Source organism: Sulfoacidibacillus thermotolerans, from assembly GCF_003144315.1.
Lineage (GTDB): Bacteria > Bacillota > Bacilli > Alicyclobacillales > SLC66 > Sulfoacidibacillus > Sulfoacidibacillus thermotolerans.
On sequence record NZ_MPDK01000031.1, the window covers coordinates 1 to 21,997 of the forward strand.

Annotated in this window: 28 protein-coding genes; 20 read left to right on the forward strand and 8 right to left on the reverse strand. The window is 45.7% G+C overall.

The window, feature by feature from the left end; all coding sequences use genetic code 11:
* Positions 1-332 precede the first annotated feature (332 nt).
* Positions 333-1,061 carry a gamma-glutamyl-gamma-aminobutyrate hydrolase family protein gene (locus BM613_RS12655; RefSeq protein WP_109431546.1) on the forward strand — a complete coding sequence of 243 codons (729 nt, stop codon included), beginning with the start codon at positions 333-335 and terminating at the stop codon, positions 1,059-1,061.
* On the opposite strand, the gene BM613_RS12660 is transcribed toward BM613_RS12655, so the two are convergent.
* Positions 1,008-2,339: an MATE family efflux transporter gene (locus BM613_RS12660; protein WP_109431547.1), complete on the reverse strand. Its 1,332-nt coding sequence runs from the start codon at positions 2,337-2,339 to the stop codon at positions 1,008-1,010. The genes BM613_RS12655 and BM613_RS12660 overlap by 54 nt on opposite strands.
* Before the next feature lie 133 nt (positions 2,340-2,472).
* Between BM613_RS12660 and BM613_RS12665 the strand changes: the two genes are divergently transcribed.
* Both BM613_RS12665 and BM613_RS15160 read left to right on the forward strand, forming a co-directional pair.
* Positions 2,473-2,763 carry a DUF1659 domain-containing protein gene (locus tag BM613_RS12665; RefSeq protein WP_109431548.1) on the forward strand — a complete coding sequence of 97 codons (291 nt, stop codon included), beginning with the start codon at positions 2,473-2,475 and terminating at the stop codon, positions 2,761-2,763.
* A gap of 40 nt (positions 2,764-2,803) precedes the next feature.
* The gene (locus BM613_RS15160) at positions 2,804-3,025 is read left to right on the forward strand and encodes a DUF2922 domain-containing protein (RefSeq protein WP_181363147.1); all 222 of its coding nucleotides are present in this window, start codon (positions 2,804-2,806) and stop codon (positions 3,023-3,025) included.
* Between the two features lie 65 nt (positions 3,026-3,090).
* Here the strand turns inward: BM613_RS15160 and BM613_RS15870 are convergent, their stop codons facing one another.
* Entirely contained in the window at positions 3,091-3,333 is a 243-nt protein-coding gene (locus tag BM613_RS15870; protein ID WP_181363148.1) for a DUF1450 domain-containing protein, read from the reverse strand.
* 160 nt (positions 3,334-3,493) lie between these two features.
* Here BM613_RS15870 and BM613_RS12680 point away from each other — a divergent pair, with 160 nt between their 5' ends.
* The 7 genes from BM613_RS12680 to tsaD are packed head-to-tail and all read left to right on the forward strand — an operon-like array spanning position 3,494 to position 9,035.
* Positions 3,494-4,060 carry a sigma-70 family RNA polymerase sigma factor gene (locus tag BM613_RS12680; RefSeq protein WP_109431551.1) on the forward strand — a complete coding sequence of 189 codons (567 nt, stop codon included), beginning with the start codon at positions 3,494-3,496 and terminating at the stop codon, positions 4,058-4,060.
* The gene (locus BM613_RS12685; protein WP_109431552.1) at positions 4,041-5,165 is read left to right on the forward strand and encodes a hypothetical protein; all 1,125 of its coding nucleotides are present in this window, start codon (positions 4,041-4,043) and stop codon (positions 5,163-5,165) included. The genes BM613_RS12680 and BM613_RS12685 overlap by 20 nt, the downstream gene beginning before the upstream one ends.
* Positions 5,166-5,225: 60 nt before the next feature.
* Entirely contained in the window at positions 5,226-6,251 is a 1,026-nt protein-coding gene (gene thiL / locus BM613_RS12690) for a thiamine-phosphate kinase (RefSeq protein WP_109431553.1), read from the forward strand.
* A gap of 14 nt (positions 6,252-6,265) precedes the next feature.
* Entirely contained in the window at positions 6,266-6,760 is a 495-nt protein-coding gene (tsaE, locus tag BM613_RS12695; RefSeq protein ID WP_109431554.1) for a tRNA (adenosine(37)-N6)-threonylcarbamoyltransferase complex ATPase subunit type 1 TsaE, read from the forward strand.
* Positions 6,736-7,509 carry a tRNA (adenosine(37)-N6)-threonylcarbamoyltransferase complex dimerization subunit type 1 TsaB gene (tsaB, locus tag BM613_RS12700; RefSeq protein WP_219930690.1) on the forward strand — a complete coding sequence of 258 codons (774 nt, stop codon included), beginning with the start codon at positions 6,736-6,738 and terminating at the stop codon, positions 7,507-7,509. The genes tsaE and tsaB overlap by 25 nt, the downstream gene beginning before the upstream one ends.
* Positions 7,496-7,981 (forward strand): ribosomal protein S18-alanine N-acetyltransferase, encoded by a 486-nt coding sequence (gene rimI, locus BM613_RS12705; RefSeq protein ID WP_109431556.1) that lies wholly within the window; start codon positions 7,496-7,498, stop codon positions 7,979-7,981. The genes tsaB and rimI overlap by 14 nt, the downstream gene beginning before the upstream one ends.
* The gene (gene tsaD, locus BM613_RS12710) at positions 7,968-9,035 is read left to right on the forward strand and encodes a tRNA (adenosine(37)-N6)-threonylcarbamoyltransferase complex transferase subunit TsaD (RefSeq protein WP_109431557.1); all 1,068 of its coding nucleotides are present in this window, start codon (positions 7,968-7,970) and stop codon (positions 9,033-9,035) included. The genes rimI and tsaD overlap by 14 nt, the downstream gene beginning before the upstream one ends.
* A 99-nt stretch (positions 9,036-9,134) precedes the next feature.
* Here the strand turns inward: tsaD and BM613_RS12715 are convergent, their stop codons facing one another.
* Positions 9,135-10,607, reverse strand: coding sequence for a methyltransferase domain-containing protein (locus BM613_RS12715; RefSeq protein ID WP_109431558.1), 1,473 nt, complete (start codon positions 10,605-10,607; stop codon positions 9,135-9,137).
* 102 nt (positions 10,608-10,709) lie between these two features.
* Here BM613_RS12715 and BM613_RS12720 point away from each other — a divergent pair, with 102 nt between their 5' ends.
* From BM613_RS12720 to tatC, 7 genes are all read left to right on the forward strand, one after another.
* A complete protein-coding gene (locus BM613_RS12720; protein WP_245926391.1) occupies positions 10,710-11,630 on the forward strand; it encodes a phosphatase PAP2 family protein in 921 nt (306 codons plus the stop codon).
* A gap of 26 nt (positions 11,631-11,656) precedes the next feature.
* The gene (locus tag BM613_RS15165) at positions 11,657-12,283 is read left to right on the forward strand and encodes a 5-formyltetrahydrofolate cyclo-ligase (protein WP_181363150.1); all 627 of its coding nucleotides are present in this window, start codon (positions 11,657-11,659) and stop codon (positions 12,281-12,283) included.
* A 105-nt stretch (positions 12,284-12,388) separates the two neighbouring features.
* Positions 12,389-12,997 carry a molybdenum cofactor guanylyltransferase gene (locus tag BM613_RS12730; protein WP_146192818.1) on the forward strand — a complete coding sequence of 203 codons (609 nt, stop codon included), beginning with the start codon at positions 12,389-12,391 and terminating at the stop codon, positions 12,995-12,997.
* The gene (locus BM613_RS12735) at positions 12,987-13,967 is read left to right on the forward strand and encodes a molybdopterin-binding protein (RefSeq protein ID WP_245926390.1); all 981 of its coding nucleotides are present in this window, start codon (positions 12,987-12,989) and stop codon (positions 13,965-13,967) included. Before BM613_RS12730 ends, BM613_RS12735 begins: the two co-directional genes overlap by 11 nt.
* Positions 13,967-14,515 (forward strand): molybdopterin-guanine dinucleotide biosynthesis protein B, encoded by a 549-nt coding sequence (mobB, locus tag BM613_RS12740; protein WP_109431561.1) that lies wholly within the window; start codon positions 13,967-13,969, stop codon positions 14,513-14,515. Before BM613_RS12735 ends, mobB begins: the two co-directional genes overlap by 1 nt.
* 14 nt (positions 14,516-14,529) lie before the next feature.
* The gene (gene tatA, locus BM613_RS12745; RefSeq protein WP_109431562.1) at positions 14,530-14,718 is read left to right on the forward strand and encodes a twin-arginine translocase TatA/TatE family subunit; all 189 of its coding nucleotides are present in this window, start codon (positions 14,530-14,532) and stop codon (positions 14,716-14,718) included.
* Positions 14,719-14,781: 63 nt separating this feature from the next.
* On the forward strand, positions 14,782-15,720 hold the full coding sequence (tatC, locus tag BM613_RS12750; protein WP_109431563.1) for a twin-arginine translocase subunit TatC: 939 nt from the start codon (positions 14,782-14,784) through the stop codon (positions 15,718-15,720).
* A gap of 113 nt (positions 15,721-15,833) precedes the next feature.
* Here tatC and BM613_RS12755 read toward each other — a convergent pair whose 3' ends face one another.
* Together BM613_RS12755 and trpS are read right to left on the reverse strand one after the other, a co-directional pair.
* Positions 15,834-16,103 (reverse strand): DUF1657 domain-containing protein, encoded by a 270-nt coding sequence (locus BM613_RS12755; RefSeq protein ID WP_109431564.1) that lies wholly within the window; start codon positions 16,101-16,103, stop codon positions 15,834-15,836.
* A gap of 71 nt (positions 16,104-16,174) precedes the next feature.
* Positions 16,175-17,170, reverse strand: coding sequence for a tryptophan--tRNA ligase (gene trpS / locus BM613_RS12760; protein ID WP_109431565.1), 996 nt, complete (start codon positions 17,168-17,170; stop codon positions 16,175-16,177).
* Positions 17,171-17,418: 248 nt separating this feature from the next.
* Between trpS and groES the strand changes: the two genes are divergently transcribed.
* Entirely contained in the window at positions 17,419-17,703 is a 285-nt protein-coding gene (groES, locus tag BM613_RS12765; protein WP_109431566.1) for a co-chaperone GroES, read from the forward strand.
* Between the two features lie 71 nt (positions 17,704-17,774).
* Complete coding sequence (groL, locus tag BM613_RS12770; protein ID WP_109431567.1) at positions 17,775-19,397, forward strand: chaperonin GroEL; 1,623 nt, start codon at positions 17,775-17,777, stop codon at positions 19,395-19,397.
* A gap of 80 nt (positions 19,398-19,477) precedes the next feature.
* Here the strand turns inward: groL and BM613_RS12775 are convergent, their stop codons facing one another.
* From BM613_RS12775 to BM613_RS12785, 3 genes are all read right to left on the reverse strand, one after another.
* Complete coding sequence (locus tag BM613_RS12775) at positions 19,478-20,617, reverse strand: site-specific integrase (RefSeq protein WP_109431568.1); 1,140 nt, start codon at positions 20,615-20,617, stop codon at positions 19,478-19,480.
* Positions 20,601-21,089, reverse strand: coding sequence for an ImmA/IrrE family metallo-endopeptidase (locus BM613_RS12780; RefSeq protein WP_181363151.1), 489 nt, complete (start codon positions 21,087-21,089; stop codon positions 20,601-20,603). Before BM613_RS12780 ends, BM613_RS12775 begins: the two co-directional genes overlap by 17 nt.
* Positions 21,090-21,156: 67 nt before the next feature.
* Positions 21,157-21,528 (reverse strand): helix-turn-helix domain-containing protein, encoded by a 372-nt coding sequence (locus tag BM613_RS12785; protein ID WP_109431570.1) that lies wholly within the window; start codon positions 21,526-21,528, stop codon positions 21,157-21,159.
* 142 nt (positions 21,529-21,670) lie between these two features.
* On the opposite strand from BM613_RS12785, the gene BM613_RS12790 reads away from it, so the two are divergent.
* A complete protein-coding gene (locus BM613_RS12790; RefSeq protein ID WP_109431571.1) occupies positions 21,671-21,862 on the forward strand; it encodes a helix-turn-helix domain-containing protein in 192 nt (63 codons plus the stop codon).
* The last annotated feature ends 135 nt before the right edge of the window (positions 21,863-21,997 follow it).

A 21,997-nucleotide genomic window follows, 5' to 3' on the forward strand; every position in this document is an offset into this window, starting at 1 on the left:
GAGAATCAAGGTGACGACGAAGGAGATTTGCCTGCATGGAAGAAGGCGTTTTTGAAGGCGGCGAAGGAATAAGGTCATTGACTCCTCGATTTTGAGGAGTCAAAACTCTTAATGTGTTATCGGGCAACTGTTGATACCACGCTTTTGGAGTATGGAAGTGTTACGAAAATGTTCCGATTTTTTATTTTTAACCACACCGACATATGCAACATATGTTGATTTTAGTGCTATATACTAATTGCGTTACTAACTTGCGTGTAGAAAATAGAACTTGCAAGTTGGGGGCATGAGGACAGAGAATTCGCTGAGTGATTTAGAATGGAGAGAATAAAATGCGTCCACTTATTGGCGTCACAGTAAACGAAGATGTGCGAAACGGAATACAAGGTGCATTTGTCAGTCAAGATTATACGGATGGAGTTTATGCAGCGGGCGGGTTGCCAATGTTGCTTCCGCTAACCGATGATCGGGAAGTAGTAACTGCGCTTGCCATGCGTCTCGATGGCCTTATTTTAACTGGCGGCCCCGATATTTCACCGCAATTATTCCATGAGGAGCCTCGACTTGGATTAGGAGAAGTGACACCCCTTCGCGATGAAATGGAAGCGATGTTGATCTTGCAAATGGCCGCCTTAGACAAACCGATTCTCGCGATTTGTCGCGGCATCCAAATATTAAATGCTGTTATGGGGGGGACACTGTACCAAGATCTTTTACGTGAATGGTCAGGGCGCTTACAGCATTCGCAAAAGGCGCCACGTACACATACTGCGCATAGTGTGGCTCTTGTTGAAGGGACGCGAGTGCGTGCACTCATGGGGGTGCCTGAAGTGCAGGTAAATACCTTTCACCATCAGGCAGTATCTGCTCTTGCACCAGGGTTTGTCATTAGCGGACGAAGCCGAGATGGATTGGTGGAGGCGATTGAACACCCCACTTACCGCTTTATGATCGGTGTGCAGTGGCACCCAGAGAATTTGTGGCGGAAGCATAAGGAACATGCACAGTTATTTGCCGGCGTCGTGGAGGCTGCCCGAGCGAGTGCGCAGTCTGCGCAATAATGCGCGATCTGCTGCGGAGAAAGACAAAAGGGAGCGAACCTTTTGGTGTGTTTGATGTAAAAAATACCAAACAGACAATAGAAAGCCTATGAGATATGCGGACGTAGAGGCAATTGCCCCGCCAAGAAATCCGATGTGTGGGATCAATATCACACAGAGTAATGCGTTTGTGAGAATGCTTACAATTTGCATGTACAGTGGGAATTTTACTTTGCCAAGTTGATCTGTACAGAACTGCGTAAATAAATTGGTTACACCATAGGCAATGGTGCCCAGAATAAGTATTTGAAACGCAGGTATGGAGCGGTCGTACCGACCATTTAAGGCCACGTGAATGAGCGTTGGGACGGTGAATAGCATCAAAAGCGCGGCGCTGAGAAGTAAAATCATCGTCATGCGAAACGTTCGTAAAACTAGTTCTATTGATCCGGATCGTTCTTCTGAGGCAACTCGAGCATAGATCAGCAAAGAGATGCTTGAAGAGATATGCCATAGCACTTCGGATGCAGTGACTGCCATTGCATAAAGGCTAGTCGCGGTTGTGCCTGCTAAAAGGCCGACGAGGATGACATCGCCGCGCAGATTAAACTGGGTAAGTAATTGTTGAAGGGATGTCTTACGTCCATAGGCGACAATAGACGGTGTGATGTCTGGATGCTTAGCAGGGCGCAGCCGCAAGCCTAGAACGCGCTGAGCCGTGTCGACAGCCGCAAAAGCTGCGATTGCATAGGAGATCAACCAAGCACTAAAAGTGAGCAATAACAAATAAGGGGAAATCCCTGGAAGAAAGTGCCGCAAAAAGGTCAATCCTAATGCAAAGATAACAAATGAGAAGATTTGGACGGTATTGAGTCGATTTAGCCAATCAATTTCATTGAGTGCCTGAATCAATTTGGTCGAATAGGCAAATAGAACTGCAAAAGGAATGCCAAGAACGGCGAACAAAGCATAGATCAATATGGGATAGTAGGCGGAAAAAAGTGCGCCGATGACAAGTAAAATCCCTGTTGCGATGACAATTTGAAGATAGATGCGCATAATTACGCCAATTACCGTGGTGCGGTCTATCTTGAGTCGATTCAAGCCATAATTGAAATAATTTCCATATCCAGCTAAATAAGTGGCTGCAAGTTGAAAATAGACGAGTACGAGTTTATAAATTCCGTTGTCAGCGACAGATAGATAGCGCGGGACAAGGAATAGTCCAGCAATCATTGCGAGTCCAGCTACGCCAAACTTGTATAAAATTGTCCGCAGTGTTCTTTTAATGGCCCCCATGTACTACCTCCTGGCAATTAGTATACCACGTTGCCGTCCCCTCGCCATTTTCCATCCAGCACTTTTCAAGGTAGAGAGTGAACGTGTGCTGAACGGCCGTCAGCCACGATGACTCCAGATAGGGGGATGGATCATGGTTGTCACGACGATGAATCGGCACTTGCTGATTCAACTACAAACAGGACAAACGGCTCAAGGGAAGCCAAAGTTGCACAATCGTGCCTACCCGCATGTGGATGTTGCCGTGACAGATGATGCGATTGATCAAGTTCTCCAGTCGCTATCACCGCTGTTTGCAGACTCCATTTATGCGATGGGGCGTGTGGATACAGTGCAAATTGCCGCGGCAGCGACGGGAACGACGACTTCGTCTGTACCGACAACCTCGACTGCGACGTCAGGATCAGGAGCGACAGGCGCCTAATTTGTCTACTTTAGATCACCAAGTGAAAGGGGTTATTGATATGAAACAGACACTCGAATTAGCTTTTTTAACGGACCTAAACAAGACTGTACATTTGCAAATTCCCAATCCCAAAACGCCCGTGAGTACATCTGATGTAACTCGTGCGATGGATGCGATTGTCGCCGCGAATATTTTCTCGTTTCCGACGGGGCGGATTGTAAAAAAAGTACAGGCGAAAGTAAACAGTACAGATTCATCTGCGATTACGCTCGGACAATAGGGAAGGGTTTTTTTGTAAAAATAAGAGGTGGCGCTATGATAAGCGCTACCTCTTACTCGATGGTTCTAGCAATGTGACGATGTGTTTAATTTTTCTCGTAATTTAGACACCAGTTGTTCGATCGTCTCTGATTCCACTAATTCAAAATCGTCTAAAAGGCAAAAGGGTACGTGAAAGCAACGATGGCAATTTCCTAAGCAACCCCATTGTTTGACTATGAGAGCTGGGTGTTCATTCTGTAGTTCTGCGATGGCGCGATCAGTATGGAAATCTAGGTTGCCTGTACAGATCTCGAGTTTATGTTTCACGTGTCTCAGTCCTCACGAAAGTGATCTCTATCTGCAATGTAACATAAATTATACAGAGAGACTATAAACCGAAAACGCAGCATCATTTACAAGAGCCGTATTTTCCTATTGCATTTGTTGGTAGATTCCATGTAACTTAAAACGATGTAGATGCGTCTCTATGCTAGATCGCAATGAGGTGGAGGTATTGGCGCAAGGTCACAGCGAAGAGTCGCGCATTCTCCTTTTGCGCGAACTTATGCAAGCGTATGGACAGGACGTCTTGCATGTCGTGTATGGATATGTGCATGATCGACATCAAGCAGAGGATATTAGTCAAGAAGTGTTTCTGAAAGTATATGATCACTTGGATTCATTTCGTCATGACAGCAGTTACCGTACGTGGATTTTGCGAATTGCAGTCAATACAGCAAAAGATTTTTTGCGAAAGAAAGCCAGGCGGCCCGAGGAGTTTGATCACTTGCTCAATGTGGCTGCAGATGGAAGTGTCGAAGGGCAAGTTTTATACCAGATACAGAGCCGTGCATTATGGACTGCTGTGGCAAAGCTCCCGATGATCTATCGGGAAGTCGTCTGGTTATATTATGGGAAAGATCTTTCACTAGATGAGATTACACAGGTGATTGGTGTGAGTATGTCTGCGGTAAAAACGCGTTTGTACCGTGGACGTGAAATGTTACGTCAAACATGGGAGGGGACTTTTGACCGTGAATCGTCTGAACGATGAAGAACTGGATAAGGCGCTGCGCGATACACTCCACGGTCAGTTAGATGAGGTCCTACTAAAGAAAGATTTTGAACAAAAAGTGTTAGAGCGAATTGTGAACAAGGAAAGTAGGATTTCGCAAGAAGTACAAAAGCTACAACCACAGCTGCAAAAACGTAGTCGCAAAGGGAAATGGGCGGCATTTACGCTCGGTTCGCAGCGTGTGATTGGTCTTAGTATAGGGGCCGTGGCGATGTTGATTGGACTAGTGATTCTCGGAGTCCTAAGGCCAGAGAGAAGTTTGCCACTTTCGTCTGCGAGTCACAGTGCCGATAGTAAGATAGGAGTACTGCGCGCAACACTTGCTCCGATCGCCGTAGAGAATGTCGAAGTGATTTCAGGAGCAGCCCCTTTAGAACAATCTGGTGCAAACCAAGAGGCGCATGGTCAAGCGCAAAAGATTGTCGCTTTATCCAAACAGTTACTTACAGTTCAAGCGCAATTATACAATGCAAGCGGTTTGCCGATTTCAGGAAAGGATTTGCAAGGAATGCTGTTTGTTTTACGCCAGCCAAGTGAATTGTCGCCAGTGCAAGAGAGCGATTGGGAATACTTTGTGAACGGACCGAACGATATGATTTTGCCGCATCGATCAGTGAGTTGGAGCTTTACCTTAAATCCCACGCCAACTTTTGCGCACTTGCGTAATCACACCGTTCATCTCGTATGGTTTTTGCGTCATACAAACAATGCTTTTCCTTCCTTAACAATGGGTACACTTCCTATTTCGACCTCTGACATTCGTGAATCTGTAATCGGGATGGGGGGGGCAAATGTGCAATTTTTGCGTATTACAGCGCGCCTGACGAATCGTGGAGTAGTGCCGTGGAATCCGAGATCAGCATTAGCCATGTTATTTTTTGATCGACAGGCGGGAGTTGCTTTGTTTAGTCGAAAAACATACAAGTATTTTGATGATGTGACGCCGTTGGCTGGTTCTTCAACCTCTTTAGCACCAGGTCAATCGATGACAGCCACGTTTGATATTGTGGGGGTACCTGATACGGATATGCGACAACTGCCTTTGCACATCTTGCTTGTCGCACGGGATCAAGTTGGCGCCTAAGGATTGCCGTTTTAAGCTTGCAACGGGTATAATACAATACAAGAGTTTTTGAGAGCGGGGATGGGATTGTTAGTTCGCGAACTTGGCGAATTTGGGCTTATTGAGCGCTTGCAAGCCATTGTTTGGCGTTCAGATGCGCGGTTGCTTGTGAATATAGGGGATGATGCGGCGGTCGTGCGCTACGACCGCCCTGTTGTTATGACAACGGACGCATTAGTAGAGGGAATTCACTTTCGTGATGATTTAATTGATCCTGTTTCTCTTGGATACAAGAGTCTTGTGGCTTCGCTAAGTGACATTGCTGCAATGGGAGGGCGTCCGTTGCACACGTTGGTAGCGCTTGCGTTGCCATTTGAGGAGCGGGTAGAACGGATTGAGGCCATTTATCGTGGTTTGGCAGAGGCGTGTACACAATATGACGTGAGCATTGTGGGTGGAGATGTCGTTAGTACAGCAGGGCCTCTCGTGATTACGGTAACAGTTACTGGTGAGTTGCTTGGCGCAAAGCCGCTCTTGCGCAGCGGTGCACAGGTTGGTGATGTAGTTTTTGTCACGGGGGATGTGGGAGGGGCGGCTGCATATTTGCATTTAAAAACGAGCAGTGAAGCCCTTAGAGTCAGTGAGAGTGATGAGTGGCTCTTACAACAGCGTCATCAAAGGCCTGTGCCCCAAATCACAGCGGGCAGCATTCTCGCGCAGTACGAGGGGTGCACGTCTGCCAATGATGTGAGTGATGGACTTAGTTCTGAATTGCATGAAATTGCAGCGGCAAGCGGTGTGCAATTGCTCATAGATTCCGAGCGTCTTCCCACTTTGCCAGCGGTACGTCATTATGCACGCCTGGCAAGGGTGAATCCGCTCGATTTTGCGCTTTTTGGCGGAGAAGACTATCAGTTGGTTGGAACACTGGATCGAATGGCAGTTGGGACGTTCTTGCCGCTTATGCAGGCGCAGGGGGTACGCGTGAGTTTAATTGGTCAGGTGAAGCGTGGAAATGCTGGGGTCTATCTACAGACGCCAACAGGAATTCACCAACTTCCTAAAAAAGGGTACGATCATTTTGCCGCGCGAGATGAGCGCACGTGATGGAGGAGCATGCGATGGAGTATGGGGTGACGCTGACGGTCACAAGTGCCTTGGCGACTAAACAATTAGGGGAGTTCTGTGGGCGCGTAGTGCAACCGGGCACTGTGATCGGTTTGCGCGGGCGCCTTGGCGCAGGAAAGACAACATTTGTGGCTGGACTTGCGCGCGGACTCGGCTTAGATGAGATCACGCATAGCCCGACGTTTGCTCTTGTGTCAGAATATGAGGGTGGGCGACTTCCGCTCTACCATATGGACTTATATCGTTTAGGTGAGGATGCAACCTCGGAAATTGCTTTATTTGATGAGTATCTTTATGGTGAAGGTGTTTGTGCAATTGAATGGGCAGATCTCTTGCAGGCATATTTGCCCGAAGCGCATCTGGATCTGCACTTTTTAGAGCCAGTCGCACATGGTGAATCCTTTGATACACGTCAAGTTGTGATTTCTGCAAAAGGGATTGCTAGCGTGAACGTACTGAAAGAGTGGATGACATTATGGCCCTATTAGCGATCGATACCGCCACACCTACACTGGCGCTTGCTGTCAGCGATGACGATGGTCATGTACTTGCTGCGTTTGCTTCGCGAATTCCTAAAATGCATGCAACCTATGCACATCCGCTCATGGATGAAATGCTTGCGGTACTGAGTTTAGAACCACAGGATATTCGCGGTGTGATTGTCGGGGTAGGTCCGGGATCTTATACGGGTGTCCGCATCGGTGTGACGTTTGCTAAAGTGTTTGCTTATGCACTAGATATTCCTATTATTGGGGAATCTTCGCTTGCTGCCGCAGCATTTGCGCTTCGCACACACTGTGGTGTCGTGGCAGTCATGTGGGATGCTCGGCGTAAATCAGTCTACAGTGCGGTCTATCGCGTTCAATATGGCACCTTTCAAGAAGTATTAGCTGAGGGGAAGAGGGAGATCGCTGCATTCATGACTTCGCTTGCACAGGTCGTACAAAAAGATGAGGCGATTTATCTAGTGGGCGATGTGGCGAAAGCTATCTATGAACAATATGCGTCTACCTTTTTGCTTCATCCGCTCATTGTAGCTGATGAGACGGCTTCTGTGTATGCAGAGCATCTTCTTGCATTGGGGTATCCTGAATTATGTACAAAGATGCAAAGTCGAGAGGTGGGCGATCATGGCAAAGATGCGCATGTCTTGGTACCTCGCTATCTTCAATTGGCGGAAGCAGAAGCGCGCTGGCTTGAAAAAAGGCGAGGGAGTACAGGAAATGAATCTGAATGAAGTGTCATTTCGGAGAATGACGGTACGCGATATTGATCATGTGATTCGCATTGAAAAAGCATCGTTTACGGCACCCTGGTCCCGCAATGCCTTCTTAGGGGAACTTACTGAGAATCATTTTGCCCATTACGTCGTGATGGTGCTTGGTGAAGAACTCATTGGCTATGGAGGCATGTGGGTGATCATCGATGAGGCGCATGTTACAAATATTGCCGTATATCCATCTTATCGAGGGTATAAGCTTGGGGAGCGGCTATTGCGTCGGTTGATGGCAGAGGCAATTGCAAAAGGCGCCCGCAAGATGACACTGGAAGTTCGCGTGACGAATGCAACAGCGCAAGGATTATATCGCAAGCTAGGCTTTCAAGATGGTGGGATTCGCAAAGGATATTATACAGATAACCGGGAGGATGCTTTGATTATGTGGATGAACCTTCCTTCCTTGGGAGATGTAGCAGATGCGGTGGAGTGAGCGCATGAAACAACGGTATGAGGAACACCTTCGAAATGGTGGTCCTACAGAGATCCTGGCCATTGAATCGAGTTGTGACGAAACAGCGGCAGCTGTGGTGCGTGATGGGCGTGTGATTATAAGTTCGGTGGTCGCCTCACAAATGTCTTCGCATGAGCGTTTTGGCGGCGTCGTACCTGAGGTTGCCTCGCGTGCGCACGTTGAGCAGATTAGCTTGGTTGTTGATGAGGCCTTGCAAAAGGCAGATCGCACACTGAGTGAGTTACAGGCGATCGCTGTGACCAGTGGACCGGGATTGATCGGGGCGCTCTTTGTTGGAGTGACAGCGGCAAAAACGCTTGCGCAAGTTGCGGGACTTCCCATCATTGATGTTCACCATTTGGCAGGGCATATGTATGCTGCGGCGCTTTCAGATGGAGTAGAGCCCCCGTTTATAGCACTAATTGTTTCAGGTGGCCATACAGAGCTTTTACAGGTAAATGCAGGCGGGGAAATTATACGTTTAGGGAAAACTCGCGATGATGCAGCAGGTGAGGTGTTTGATAAAATTGCGCGCGCGTTAGAACTGGGTTATCCGGGTGGGCCTTTGATACAGCAACTTGCGAGTCAAGGTGATCCAGAATATTTTGATTTCCCGCAAGCGAAGCTCGGCGATCATTCCTTTGATTTTAGTTTTAGTGGGCTAAAGTCAGCCGTTCTTTTACATCTCGATCGTGCAAAGAAATCCTCTCAGCCACTGCGCAAAGCAGATATTGCTGCTAGTTTTCAGCGTGCTGTGGTTGCCGCTCTCATTGCGAAAACGAGAGAAGCCCTATTGCAAACAGGACTCGATACCCTTGTTGTAGCAGGGGGGGTTGCTGCAAATCTGGCATTGCGTGATGCGGCTAAATCGTTATGTGAGGAATTAGGGATACGGCTGGCAGTTCCTGATTTCTGGTTGTGTACCGACAATGCGGCGATGATTGGTGCAGCTGCATATATGCGCTATAAGCAGCGTAAGTTGGCTGATCTTACCTTGACTGGGCGTGCGGAATTTTCAATTGATCAGTGGTAATGCTCATGTGTAGCTGTATTATCCACAAACTTGTGGATAAGTTCTGTGGATAAGTTCTTCATGGCTGTGGAGAAGTTTGAAAGCAAGCAAGTAGTGACCTTATTCCTTTCGGAAGCCTTTGACCATTTGTACGGTGATTGGAAAGATCAGTTCGTTTGAATGGTACCTTGCTTTTATTGCTTCGCCTCTCTTTTTGAGTTCATGAATCAAATCCAGACGTGCCTGCCAGGGGACTTGTGCGAGCAATTCTTGAAAAATACCTAACCCATAGATAAAAAATTCGGTTGCTTTATCGGGATCGTGAAAATCTAGATGGATTGGAATATTCTTTGTTTCGATTGATGAGAGATTGGCCTTGGAAAAAGCGTTAGCAACTTCTTCGCCTTTTGGAAACGCTTTAATTCCAAACGGCGCAAATTTCGCTTCTAGATCGAGAATGGGCTGAAACCATTGTTGATAAAAGTCGGGGAGATCATCCGGTTCAAGTGGATGTAAACTCGCTACAAATCCTCCGTTTTTCGTGATTCGCGCCATTTCATTTACGGCTCTGTGCAGGTCTGAAAATTGTAGAAAGGCAACACCCACTACGGCATCAAAGCTTTGATCTGCAAATGGGATGTTTTCGACTTCTGCCCGTTTGAAACTAACCCAATCGATCCCGTACAATCTACGAGTTAATTCAGCGTGCGCAAGCATACCTGCTGCTGGATCAATTCCCACTACATGACCACTTCTGCCCACTTGCTCGGCAAGTCCCGTTGAAAATAAAAAGGTTCCTGATCCGCAACCCGCTTCTAATACCTGCATACCGCGTGTAATTCCTAACCAGTGAAGAAATTCCCGCCGAACAGGAGCGCTTTGGGGAATGAGGAGAGCTTCTAGATCGTCAAAATCCTGCATGTGATGAAGATGTGCGATTTGCAGCATGTTTTTACGGTAATCTAAGTATCCACTTTTTTGTAAAGTATATTTGTTGACAGATAAAAAACGCCGACCATTTTCAGTTTGCTCAACCATACGTTGTCTCTCTTTGATTACGAGACGTAATGATCCCGTTACTGCACCAAGCATTAACTCGTCTCCAAGTGAGTAATCGATCCAAGGCCGGTGCCATTTTCCGCTGATAAAGATCCGTTCTGGAATTTGACCGTAATAGGCGAGCGCCTCGTGATTTTCATAACTTGTCACGATCGCATAGATGCCAACTAACGTACCGAGTCCACGAGTCGCGATAAAGGCTTCCACTTGGTGAATCGCTTGACTAAGTAGATCCTCATCTACAAAAAATTCCCCGCGTTGTAATAAGGAATACTGTACAGCTGTAGAAGCAATGGTCTCATAAATGGCCGTTTGCGGGATGCGCTCTGGAACAGGGAGATTTGTAAAGATTAGCTGAGCACTGTCTGTCGACCAATATAGGCGCACAAAATCTTTTGCCGTGTAATCGATGAGATGGAATAACTCCGCATCAAATCGTTCGGTCGTATCAGGACTCACAAGCCACGGACTTATGGCTAGACCAAAATGAAGAAAATCTCTAATTGCGTCCGTGAGATCTGGGAATTGAAACACAACGTTCCTCCTCTGTGTGATACCTGTTATATAATTCGACAAGTGGATTTGTAATTCCTGTCTTGCAAACTACAGAAACTTCCCTTCTAAAGTTTGGCTAAAGTGCGTATCCGTATACAAGCATGTGGGGTTCGTTGGTTTGACCCAATGCGAGGAAGGGAAGGGAAAGCAGTTATGCAATTTTTGCTATGGCAAGCACATATTCTTATTTGGTTGCAAACCGTAATGGGCCCGGCGTGGCAAAGGATGGCGATTTTATTTTCTCAGCTTGGGAACTATTCTACCTATCCTTTTCTCACAGGATTCATCTTATTGATTGGCGGGACCGAATACGCTTTGCAAACAGGGATTCTCGCTGTGTTGGCGATGGTAAATGCAGATTTGCTAAAATTATTATTTTTGACGAAGCGGCCATTTGAAACCCCCTATCCGATCCACTTTAGCTATCTTGAGTCTGCTGCAGGGGCTTCTTTTCCCAGTGGACATGCGGAGGTCGCTATGGCTGTGTATGCCTTATGGGCTTATGCTCTGTGGCAAAGGGGGCATAAACGTGGAGTACTTTTGCTGCTTTTTCCTCTGGGAATAGGACTTAGCCGCTTATACTTAGGAGTCCACTGGCCGCTTGATGTTTTTTCTGGCTGGATTTTTGGATGGGTCCTTTATGAATGGACCATTCGGCGTCCAGGGAGTTTTCCGGAAAGTCAGCGTTTTTTCATTCTGCGTCCGATCTGGTGGATTTTCCTTTTGCTGTTGTCTACTCGTATCGCTTTAGGATTAGATACGCAAATGATGGTACGCTTTCTCACTGTTTTTGCAGGGACAGCGTATTTTTTCCCAGTTGCTCCCCCTTTTGTTTTGAAGCGACAGTTATTTTGGCGCGCACTGGTTATAGGAGTACCCATTTTTTTTGTACAGATCTTGGTTCAGAAGATGTCTTTGGTAAATGGAGGCGAGTACATACGCTTGGCACTCGCACTGTGGCTTGGTTGTGCTGGGTTTGTTTTTCGGGCGCTAAAGATCTAAGCTATGCACATGAGGTGAAGGCTGCGATGAGTGATGGTGCGGATGGACGCAAAATGAAAGAGAAGATGGCCTTACGCAAACAAATGCAGATCTTGCGCAGGCAACTTGATGCACAAGAAAAGCGTTTATGGGATGAAGCCATAGCGCAGCGCTTGTTCACACTCCCTTTTTACGAGCGTGCGCAGACCGTTCTTTTATATTTAGATTTCGCAGGTGAAGTGGGGACGGATGCCGTACTTTTGAATGCATTGCAAAGTGGGAAACGCGTCGCAGCTCCGGTTACAAAAAAAAATGAAGCCGTCATGCGAATTTATCCGATTACAAAAGCAGAGCATGTGTGCCTTGGTGAGTGGGGGATGCGGGAACCGGTTGTGGAGGGAGATCCGATTGCGCCTGAAGAAATTGACCTCATTGTGGTTCCAGGACTGTTCTTTACACCTTGTGGTGATCGACTTGGCTATGGAGGGGGCTATTATGACCGATTTTTACAATCCACCGCACCGTCGACTGTGCGTGTTGGGTTTGCGTATGATTTTCAAATTATAGATAAGTTACCTATAGAGCCTTTTGACTTACGTGTGCACTATTTGCTGACTCCGACAGCTACTCACGATTGTTATTCCTTTACACGAGCTGGCAATGAATGTTCGTGATTGTTCGCAACATGGTACAATAAGGGATAGAATGATAAGCAAAGTACAGGCGTTTCTAAAGCAGGAGCAAAGGCGGGGAGCGAAATCGCTGTACGACTGAACGATTTGAGCGCACTCGTTCTCGCTGGCGGCTATAGTCGGAGAATGGGACAAGACAAGGCTCTTTTACAGCTTTTACATAAACCTGCATGGCAATGGGTAGTGGAGCAATTGGATGCGGTTGCATCGGACGTATGGTTAGTTCGGCGTCCAGATCAGCAGCCACTTGCCTATGAACGAATTCTTTTTGATCTGCATCCTGGGGAGGGGCCGCTTGCTGGAATGGAGATTGGCTTATCGAGGATTGATTCCCAGATAGCTTTTGTGACTGGGGTTGATACGCCACTTTTGCGTACCGCTTTTGTGCAACTTCTTTACCGCGAACTAGAAACTGAATCAGCATATATGGCAGTGATTCCCGAGTATCAGGGCAGATTGTATCCACTCTTAGGTATGTATAAACAAAGTGTGCAACCGATCATTGCACAGTTGTTGGAAGCGGGAAAGCGACGTGTCCTTGATTTAATCGAAAATGTGCCCGTTAAGATCTGTAAACCTGAACAGTGGCAAGTATACGATCCGCTCGCGCAGAGTTTTTTGATGATGAACACACAAGAGCAGGTAAAAGTCATTGTGCATTTGATGAAGGAAGGGGGCGCTTCTTGTGAAGCGTGAGGTGCGTGTACAGGACGCTGTGGGTATGGCATTAGCTCACGATTTAACACAAATTGTACCTGGACAGTTTAAAGGTCGTTTATTTACCAAAGGCCATATCATTCAGGAAGAAGATATTGCAGTTCTCTTGTCGATTGGCAAGGAACATGTCTATGTTTTAAGCTTAGAACCAGGAGAAGTGCATGAAGATGATGCTGCGAGGCGGATGGCGCACGCGCTTGTTCACGAAAGTTTGACGTTTACAGAACCGCACGAAGGCAAGATTACGGTCAAAGCTGCTCACGATGGGTTACTTGTCATCGATGTACAAGCGTTGCAAAAGATCAATGAGATCGGTGAACTGGTTGTAGTCACGAAGCGAACACATATACCTGTAAAAGCGGGCGCGACACTAGCTGGCTTGCGTGCGATTCCGTTGGTGATTCACGAAGAGAAATTGGCGGAATATGACCGTGTATTAGCGTCTACTCAGTCGCTTATACGTGTAGTTCCCTTTAAACCCATGAAAGTAGGAGTTGTTACGACAGGTAGTGAAGTTTTTAAAGGGCGCATTACAGACCGCTTTGGCCCTGTGTTGCGGGAAAAGTTTGATGCGTACACATCAGTCCAGTTTATGGGGCAGCAAATTGTAGATGATCAAACAGCGAGTATTATCGATGCAATACAAAGTTTTATGGCAAAAGGAGCAGATCTCATTCTTGTCACTGGCGGGATGTCTGTAGATCCTGACGATCGCAGTCCTGGAGCCATTGCGCAGGTAGCGACAAATGTAGTTTCTTACGGCATGCCAATTCTCCCAGGCTCGATGTCGATGCTCGCGTATTGTGGCGACGTGATATTGCTTGGTCTACCAGGCGCTGTAATCTATGATGCAGTCACTGCGTTTGATTTGTTATTGCCGCTTATTTTAGCTGGTCAACGGCTGACGCGAGCAGACATTGCGGCATTTGGGCATGGGGGATTGCTATAATGGCGTTATTCACTTCGCCATGTGTTGTAGGGTTTTCTGGGTATAAACACGTCGGTAAAACAACCCTTATCGCGGCGCTCACGGAACGTTTTGCTGCACGTGGCGTGCGTGTTGGGACGATCAAACACGATGTGCACGGCTTTTCAGGGAGTCCGGAGGCTACTGATACAGCGAAATTTGCGCGTGCAGGTGCTGTGAGCATTCTTATCGCAGATGCGTCCGGGCATTATGCTGTTGAGCGCTACGAACGTGCAACGCCTACTCTTCAAGAATTCATTCGTTTGTTGGGAGAAGTGGATCTCGTTCTTATTGAAGGGTTTAAATATGAGCCCTTTCCTAAGTGGATTGTCCTTGGAGAAAATGACCACAGTGAAGAGGGATACCGTGTTCCGGATTATTTTCCAGATATCATACATGAATGCGATATTTTAGGTGCTATTGTACCGCGACCTCCACTTTCAGTTGTCAATCTTGATCTACCAGTGTATGATAGAAACGATTTAGATGCAATTACGTTGCGAATTGATCAATTATTGTTCACAAAGTGAGGGAGGGCGCGCGAATGTCTTTGGGAAATATGGGGCTTTCTGGACTACTTTTAATTTTAATTGCTGCGCTATTAGTATTTGGACCTAGCAAATTGCCGGAGATTGGTCGCGCTTTTGGGAAAGGAATTAAGGAATTTAAAGATGCGACGCACGAGTTGACCGGAGATAAATCACAGCCGGCAGATCGACGCGATTCAGAATAGCAACGGTGGGTTTACGGTGAGTAGGAACTGTAGCATGTTACAAAAGAAGCAGGGGGCGGGGCAGTGCAAAAGATAAGCCTCGTCAAACATTTAGATGAGTTGCGCAAACGTTTACTGTTTGTGCTCGTTTTTTTTCTCTTCGCTCTGATTGTTGCGCTTATTTTTGTTGGGAATGTCTATAGCTATCTCGTAATCCCTGCGCGCGGCCTAAAACTTGTCGTTCTAGGACCGGGAGATGTCGTTCAGATTTATCTAACGATTGCTGGGGTTGCGGCATTTGCAATTACGACTCCGTTTTTATTGTGGCAATTATGGCGATTTGTGGGACCTGGACTGTTACCAAAGGAACGAAAGTATGCGGGCAAGCTGATTGGACCTGCAAGTGCGATGTTTTTGCTCGGAGTGGCGTTTGGTTACTATGTGATCTTTCCGGAGATTTTTCGCTTTTTACGTCAACTTGCCCAAATGCACTTTGATGTCATGTTTACGGCTACAGAGTATTTTAGTTTCATGTTTAACATTGTCATTCCATTTGGGATTTTATTTGAACTGCCTGTTGTCGTGATGTTCTTGACGCGCATTGGTGTGATTACGCCGTTTTGGCTGCGCAAAGTGCGGCGCTTTGCTTATTTTGCATTTGTGATTTTAGGAGTGTTCATTAGTCCTCCGGAACTGGTTTCGCATCTAAGTGTTGTGATTCCAATGATTCTCATCTATGAACTCAGTATTGGGATATCGGCAATTGCTTATCGAAAAAAGCTTGCTGCAGAAGCGTGGTGGCGGGCTGATCAGCAAAAAGAAGTGGGAATTGTCACGACAACAGCCCCTTTAGTAGATGCTGTAGAGGATAAAGAGACAGAAACAATTGAACCGAGTGCGGAAATCTTGGAAATGGAACAAGAAAAGCCGTCTTCTGCAGATCAGCAACAAAATGTCGAGGCGAGATCGCAGGTGGCTGTTGTATCGCCGCGCCCTGGCCTAGATATCGAAGAGCGCGAGTAGCTGATCAAACAAAAGCTGGCGTGCGCGAACAAGTGATCAGCCAATCTGATGTGCTTGTTGTTTGGCGCGCCGATAGGCGCGCTCCAACAACTCTTTAGACAGAATTGGATTGTCTATTTTACGGAATCGGTAAACTCGGCAGGTTGTCCATAGGAGTGCGCTTCAATCGCTGCGATAGTTTGTTGTGCAATTTGGTGCTCGCGGTTTGTCAGTTGCTGTTTTCGCTCATCTAGGGCGGCTGCAATCGTTTGTGCAGAATTCGCAAGTTCTTTATACATATTTTTCGTTACAGGGTCCAATGTTTCAAGTGCAAATTGCGAAAGAGTCGCGTAAAGTGAGAGCGCAGTTGCATGCGCTGATGCTAATTGATTAAGCGTTGTCATCTATAGTCCTCCACGCTGCGAATGTGTTTATATATTATGCGCAGCGACTTCATGACTATGCGGACAAAGCACTAGAGAGTTGTACCGCCAAGGCCAACTTGTCGTTTGACTCGTTCCATTGTCGCGGCTGCTACTTGCCGTGCGCGATCGGCCCCCTGCTTTAATAAGTCTTGAATCTCACCGCTATTGCGAATTTGCGTGTAACGCTCTTGAATTGGGGTGAGCGTTTCTACAAGAACTTCGGCGAGATCTTTTTTAAATTCACCGTACCCTCTGCCTTGATACTCACTTTCAAGGGTTTGAATACTCTTGTCTGCACTCAGCGAATAGATCACCAATAGGTTAGAGACAGCAGGCTTATTCACGGGGTCAAAGCGGACTTCGCGATCAGAATCTGTCACGGCGCGGCTTAACTTTTTGCGAATCGCGTCGGGGGTGTCAAGCATTTCGATGCGACTTTGTGGATTCGGGTTACTTTTACTCATTTTCTTTGTCGGATCATCGAGTGACATAATGCGTGCACCTTGCTCCATCATCAGCACTTCGGGCAGAACAAATGTTTCACCAAAACGGTTATTGAAACGTTCAGCGATATCGCGGGTTAACTCGAGATGTTGTTTTTGATCCTCGCCTACGGGGACGAAATTTGTTTGATACAACAAAATATCTGCTGCCATGAGGGCTGGATAGGTAAAGAGCCCTACAGAGACGTGCTCTTTGCCTTCTGCTTTCTCTTTGTATTGCGTCATTCGTGAGAGTTCACCCATATGTGCATTGCATTGCAAAATCCAGCCTAATTCACTGTGCTCACTTACGTCAGATTGGACAAATAATGTGGATTTATGCGGATCAAGTCCAACTGCAATATAGAGAGAAGCTAAATCTAAAATCCGTTCGCGTAATAATTTTGGATCTTGTGGCACGGTGATGGCATGGAGATCTACTACACAATAATATGCATCCGCCTCTTCTTGTAAATGGACGAACTGTTTTAAAGCTCCGAGATAGTTCCCCAAAGTAATTTGCCCTGAAGGCTGTATTCCTGAAAAAACGCGTCGTCGTGTCATATGCATCGCATCCTTTTTGAGAAAAGTTATAGATAGCAAATGCGGGCATCTTCCCGTGATTACATTGCTATGATCTTCCCATAGAGCATGAATGACTGTCAAATCGCAAGTGATAAATTTTTTTAGAATTACACTTGATGGAGGTTGCAAAAATGCTGGGCAATCGGTAATATAAACATTGTCGTTAGCACTCAGTTGAGGTGAGTGCTAACAAAAGAAATATAGTCTACTATCAGGGAGGGTTTTGCATGATCAAACCACTCGGTGATCGCATCGTGTTGCGCATGGTTGAGCGCGAAGAAAAAACCTCAAGTGGAATTGTATTGCCAGACAGCGCAAAGGAAAAACCGCAAGAAGCAGAGGTTGTCGCAGTTGGACCTGGACGTTATGAAGACGGAAAATTGGTCGCTGTGGACGTGAAGGTAGGCGATCGTGTCATCTTCTCAAAATATGCAGGAACTGAAGTGAAGTATGACGGCACGGAGTATTTGATCGTGCGTGAATCTGACATCCTCGGCGTAATTGAGCGCTAATGGTTTGAAAAGATCTGTGTTTCACGCAGTTTTTGCTGCGTGTGAAATGAATCGTTAGGGAGGCAGATAAGATGGCAAAGGATATTAAATTTCGCGAAGATGCTCGTCGTGCGATGCTGCGCGGAGTCGATGCGCTTGCGGATGCTGTAAAAGTAACACTTGGACCACGTGGACGCAATGTTGTATTGGAGCGCAAGTTTGGATCCCCTTTGATCACGAACGACGGGGTTACGATTGCGAAGGAAATTGAACTCGAAGATCCATTTGAAAATATGGGTGCGCAACTTGTAAAGGAAGTTGCAACGAAGACGAATGATATCGCTGGCGATGGAACCACGACAGCTACTGTGCTCGCACAAGCGATGATTCGCGAAGGGTTGAAAAACGTCACCTCGGGTGCCAATCCGATGGTACTGCGCAAAGGGATTGAACAAGCTGTTGAACGTGCGGTTGAAGAATTGCGCAAGATCTCAAAGCCAGTCGAAGGACGCGCGAGCATTGCACAAGCTGCAGCCGTTTCAGCAGGTGACGAAGCAATTGGACAGCTGATCGCAGATGCGATGGATAAAGTGGGCAAAGACGGTGTGATCACGGTTGAAGAATCCAAAGGCTTCACTACAGAACTTGAAGTGGTTGAAGGAATGCAGTTTGACCGTGGATACATTTCTCCTTATATGGTGACAGACGCAGACAAAATGGAAGCTGTGCTCGATGATCCGTTCTTGCTCATCACCGATAAAAAGATTAGCAACATCCAAGAAATTCTCCCAGTGCTGGAGCGCGTTGTGCAATCTGGTCGCCCGTTGTTAATCGTGGCAGAAGATATTGAAGGCGAAGCGTTAGCAACGCTCGTTGTCAATAAATTGCGTGGCACCTTCACAGCTGTTGGCGTGAAAGCTCCTGGATTTGGTGATCGTCGCAAAGCAATGTTGCAAGATATTGCAATTCTTACGGGCGGTCAAGTCATCAGTGAAGAACTTGGACTCGAATTGAAAAACACGACGATGGATCAATTAGGTCGCGCGCGTCAAGTTCGTGTATCTAAAGAAAATACCATCGTGGTCGATGGCGCTGGCAATCGCAGTGACATCGATGCGCGTGTCAATCAAATCCGTGTACAATTGGAAGAAACAACATCTGACTTCGATCGTGAAAAACTGCAAGAGCGTCTCGCGAAATTGGCTGGTGGCGTTGCAGTCATCAAGGTTGGCGCAGCGACGGAGACAGAGTTAAAAGAAAAGAAACTTCGCATCGAAGATGCCTTGAACACTACTCGTGCAGCTGTAGAAGAGGGCCTCGTCGCAGGTGGTGGAACAGCGCTTGTCAATGTGATCAAAGCGCTTGATGAGTTAAAAGCAGAAGGAGACGAGCTCACCGGGGTGAACATCGTGCGCCGTGCGCTCGAAGCACCAGTTCGTCAAATTGCTGATAATGCGGGCCTCGAGGGTGCAATTATTGTCGAGCGCTTGAAAAAAGAAGCAATTGGAATTGGTTTTAATGCAGCGACGGGCGAGTGGGTAGATATGTTTAAGGTGGGCGTCGTTGACGCTGCCAAAGTGACCCGTTCTGCATTGCAAAATGCAGCCTCTGTTGCAGCGATGTTCCTCACGACAGAAGCGGTTGTCGCAGATAAGCCAGAAAAAGAAAAGCCAGCAATGCCTGGCGGCGGCATGGGCGGCATGGACATGATGTAGTATAGCGTTTAACAAGCGGCAAAAAGACCTTTATAAAACAAGGTTTTTTGCCGCTTGTTATTTTTCTTGCAAATCATTTGCTAATCATGTGATCGCAGATTCGTTTCTGAACCAAATAGCAAGGTTCCGAATTCTTTAGCTACCTGTTCTTGCATACCGGGCAATACATGAGAGTATGTATCGAGTGTAGTGCTGATTTTCGAGTGTCCTAATCTTTCCGATACCACTTTTGGGTGAACACCTTGCAATAAAAGGAGCGAAGCGTGAGTGTGTCGAAGATCGTGGAAACGTATAGGCGGGACATTGGCTCTGGCGATAGACTCCATAAATTTTTTTCTAAGGAAAGATTGTGTGATTAAATTACCGTTTTTCCGTGCAATTACAAGGTCTTGATTCTCATACGCAAGCCCCGCTAGTTCTTTTTCCTTGTTTTGTTCATTTTTATGTTTTTCTAAGGCAACAATTACTTCGGCGGGTAAAGTGATTGTGCGTATACCGCTATTTGATTTAGGTTCAGAAAAACGCATTTTACCACCATGTTGTGAAGCAGTGCGATTTACAGTTAATTGTGATTTAAAAAAATGAATATCAGACCAACGTAAAGCTAAGATTTCTCCTAACCGCATTCCGGTTGTTAATGCAAGAAGAAAAGCGATATAAAATCTATGATTCTCATTAGCTTTCAAAAAACGTTGTGATTCTTCGAGAGTCCACACAGAAAACTTTATTCTTACAGGGCGAGGAGCATCCACTGTTTCAACAATATTTCTAGGAAGCATCTCCCATTCTACTGCTTTTTTAAAAGCATTATGAAGTATAGAATGTATTTGGCTGATATATCTATTGGATAAACCTTCTTCGCTCAATTGGCTATAAAAAGACCGTAAATGGTGAGAACGGAGTTTGTTAATCTCGTAGAATCCTAATTTAGGGATTATATGCAAGCGTATGGATTTCTCGTAAATCTCTATAGAACGTTGACGTACTTGCGTTTTTTTATAATCTATCCATTTTTGGAGAAAAGAACTTAATGTTTCATTTGATGGTTCTATATAGTTTCCTGAGTGAACTTCTTGTAAGCGAATTGCGAGAGCTTTTTCGGCTTCTTTTTTTGTTGTAAAACCGCTATACCATTTATATTTGCGTTTTCCGTTTTCATCAAAACCATGAAAAATAACTATACTCCAAGTTTTTCCTCGCCTTCTAATATGTCCGCGCATGGATTTCACCCCCTGAAATATCTTTTTCTAACAAAAAAAGTCTCTCTATCACAAATGGTTCGCTTACGCAAAAAAAATCAGCTAAAGTAGCAGCTTTCCCTTGTATTGTTTCAGGGGCATCTTGTAGTTTTTCGATGAGAAACCAAGAAGGTATTAGTGCATAATGTGCAAATTTTTTAGCCTGCGCTTCTTGTTTTTCTTTAATTAAAGGGGAAGTCCAAAGTTGATTACCAGCATGTAATAAAACGTGCCCGATTTCATGGGCAAGTTGTTCCCTACGATTAGGCAAGGGGATAGAGGAATCTAAAAAAATGTAATATACATCACCGATTTCCACTGCATACGAAGCTCCTTTGCGTTTAATCACCTCAAAATTTGCTTGATCATCGAATACATATAAACTAATTTCCGCTGGATTTTTGATTCCTTTTTGCAAGTAAAAATTCCAAATGGTTTTTTCGAATTCAGACATACAAAACGAATGAAACAACGCTCTCACCTTCTAAACATAGTTACGCTTGCCATTACGATCATAAGGGCTATGAATTGTTATACCTGTTTTTATCTCGTTCCCATAAATAGCGTAAATCTTGCATCAATTGTTTTTTTCTTTCTTCGGGAGAACGATCAAAATCATAAAAAAAGACATCTCCCACATTTTCTTCGATCCACTTCAAAAATTCAGTTTCTTCGACAGATGGTTGTTTTGTATTACTAGATGTAAATTCAACTAACCAATCTATTGAAACACCGTAATATTGTGCGATTTTTTTCAATACATCGATTCCGATTTCCCGTCGATCAGACTCGTATTGCGCATATGTTGAACGCGGAATTCCTAACTGATCTGCAATTTCTTGTTGTGTTAATTGATGCTTATTGCGTAACTGGATTAACCGCCGTCCGATCATCAAAACTCTCCTTTTTAAAATTATTGTTTCAAAACGAAACAAAAAGGCATTGACTAGTTTCTTTTTGAGATATAAAATCAAAGACACAAAATGAAACAAATTAAATCATTATGGTTCAATTTGAAACAAAGGAGATGATAAAGTGGAAAAAAAGGATTTTCCACTTAGTTTAACAGTAAAAGACGTAGCAAAAATTTTAGGTGTTTGTATGCCTAAAGCTTACGATATTACTAGGCGAATTGATTTCCCTGTGATTCGAGATGGGCGAAAACTCATGATTCCGCGAGATCGTTTTTTTCAATGGATGGATGAGTCGGCGAATCAAAGCAAATAATTATACCTTTTATAGCGTCTCAATCCGCATTACCCATTCCGTCGGCCCTTTGCCGCCGGAAATAACAAGAACATCCTCGTTTTGGCTAAGGAGGATTTCGCGATAGTCGGTAATCACGATAGGACCATTATTCAC

Coding starts and splice junctions, on each gene's coding strand:
- BM613_RS12665 (WP_109431548.1), top strand. CDS start 2,473: ATGGTTGTCACGACGATGAATCGGCACTTGCTGATTCAACTACAAACA.
- BM613_RS12680 (WP_109431551.1), top strand. CDS start 3,494: ATGCTAGATCGCAATGAGGTGGAGGTATTGGCGCAAGGTCACAGCGAA.
- BM613_RS12780 (WP_181363151.1), bottom strand. CDS start 21,089: ATGTCTGAATTCGAAAAAACCATTTGGAATTTTTACTTGCAAAAAGGA.
- BM613_RS15165 (WP_181363150.1), top strand. CDS start 11,657: ATGAGTGATGGTGCGGATGGACGCAAAATGAAAGAGAAGATGGCCTTA.
- mobB (WP_109431561.1), top strand. CDS start 13,967: ATGGCGTTATTCACTTCGCCATGTGTTGTAGGGTTTTCTGGGTATAAA.
- BM613_RS15160 (WP_181363147.1), top strand. CDS start 2,804: ATGAAACAGACACTCGAATTAGCTTTTTTAACGGACCTAAACAAGACT.
- trpS (WP_109431565.1), bottom strand. CDS start 17,170: ATGACACGACGACGCGTTTTTTCAGGAATACAGCCTTCAGGGCAAATT.
- groL (WP_109431567.1), top strand. CDS start 17,775: ATGGCAAAGGATATTAAATTTCGCGAAGATGCTCGTCGTGCGATGCTG.
- groES (WP_109431566.1), top strand. CDS start 17,419: ATGATCAAACCACTCGGTGATCGCATCGTGTTGCGCATGGTTGAGCGC.
- BM613_RS12755 (WP_109431564.1), bottom strand. CDS start 16,103: ATGACAACGCTTAATCAATTAGCATCAGCGCATGCAACTGCGCTCTCA.
- BM613_RS12655 (WP_109431546.1), top strand. CDS start 333: ATGCGTCCACTTATTGGCGTCACAGTAAACGAAGATGTGCGAAACGGA.
- BM613_RS12775 (WP_109431568.1), bottom strand. CDS start 20,617: ATGCGCGGACATATTAGAAGGCGAGGAAAAACTTGGAGTATAGTTATT.
- BM613_RS12785 (WP_109431570.1), bottom strand. CDS start 21,528: ATGATCGGACGGCGGTTAATCCAGTTACGCAATAAGCATCAATTAACA.
- tsaE (WP_109431554.1), top strand. CDS start 6,266: ATGGAGTATGGGGTGACGCTGACGGTCACAAGTGCCTTGGCGACTAAA.
- tatA (WP_109431562.1), top strand. CDS start 14,530: ATGTCTTTGGGAAATATGGGGCTTTCTGGACTACTTTTAATTTTAATT.
- thiL (WP_109431553.1), top strand. CDS start 5,226: ATGGGATTGTTAGTTCGCGAACTTGGCGAATTTGGGCTTATTGAGCGC.
- BM613_RS12660 (WP_109431547.1), bottom strand. CDS start 2,339: ATGGGGGCCATTAAAAGAACACTGCGGACAATTTTATACAAGTTTGGC.
- tsaD (WP_109431557.1), top strand. CDS start 7,968: ATGCGGTGGAGTGAGCGCATGAAACAACGGTATGAGGAACACCTTCGA.
- rimI (WP_109431556.1), top strand. CDS start 7,496: ATGAATCTGAATGAAGTGTCATTTCGGAGAATGACGGTACGCGATATT.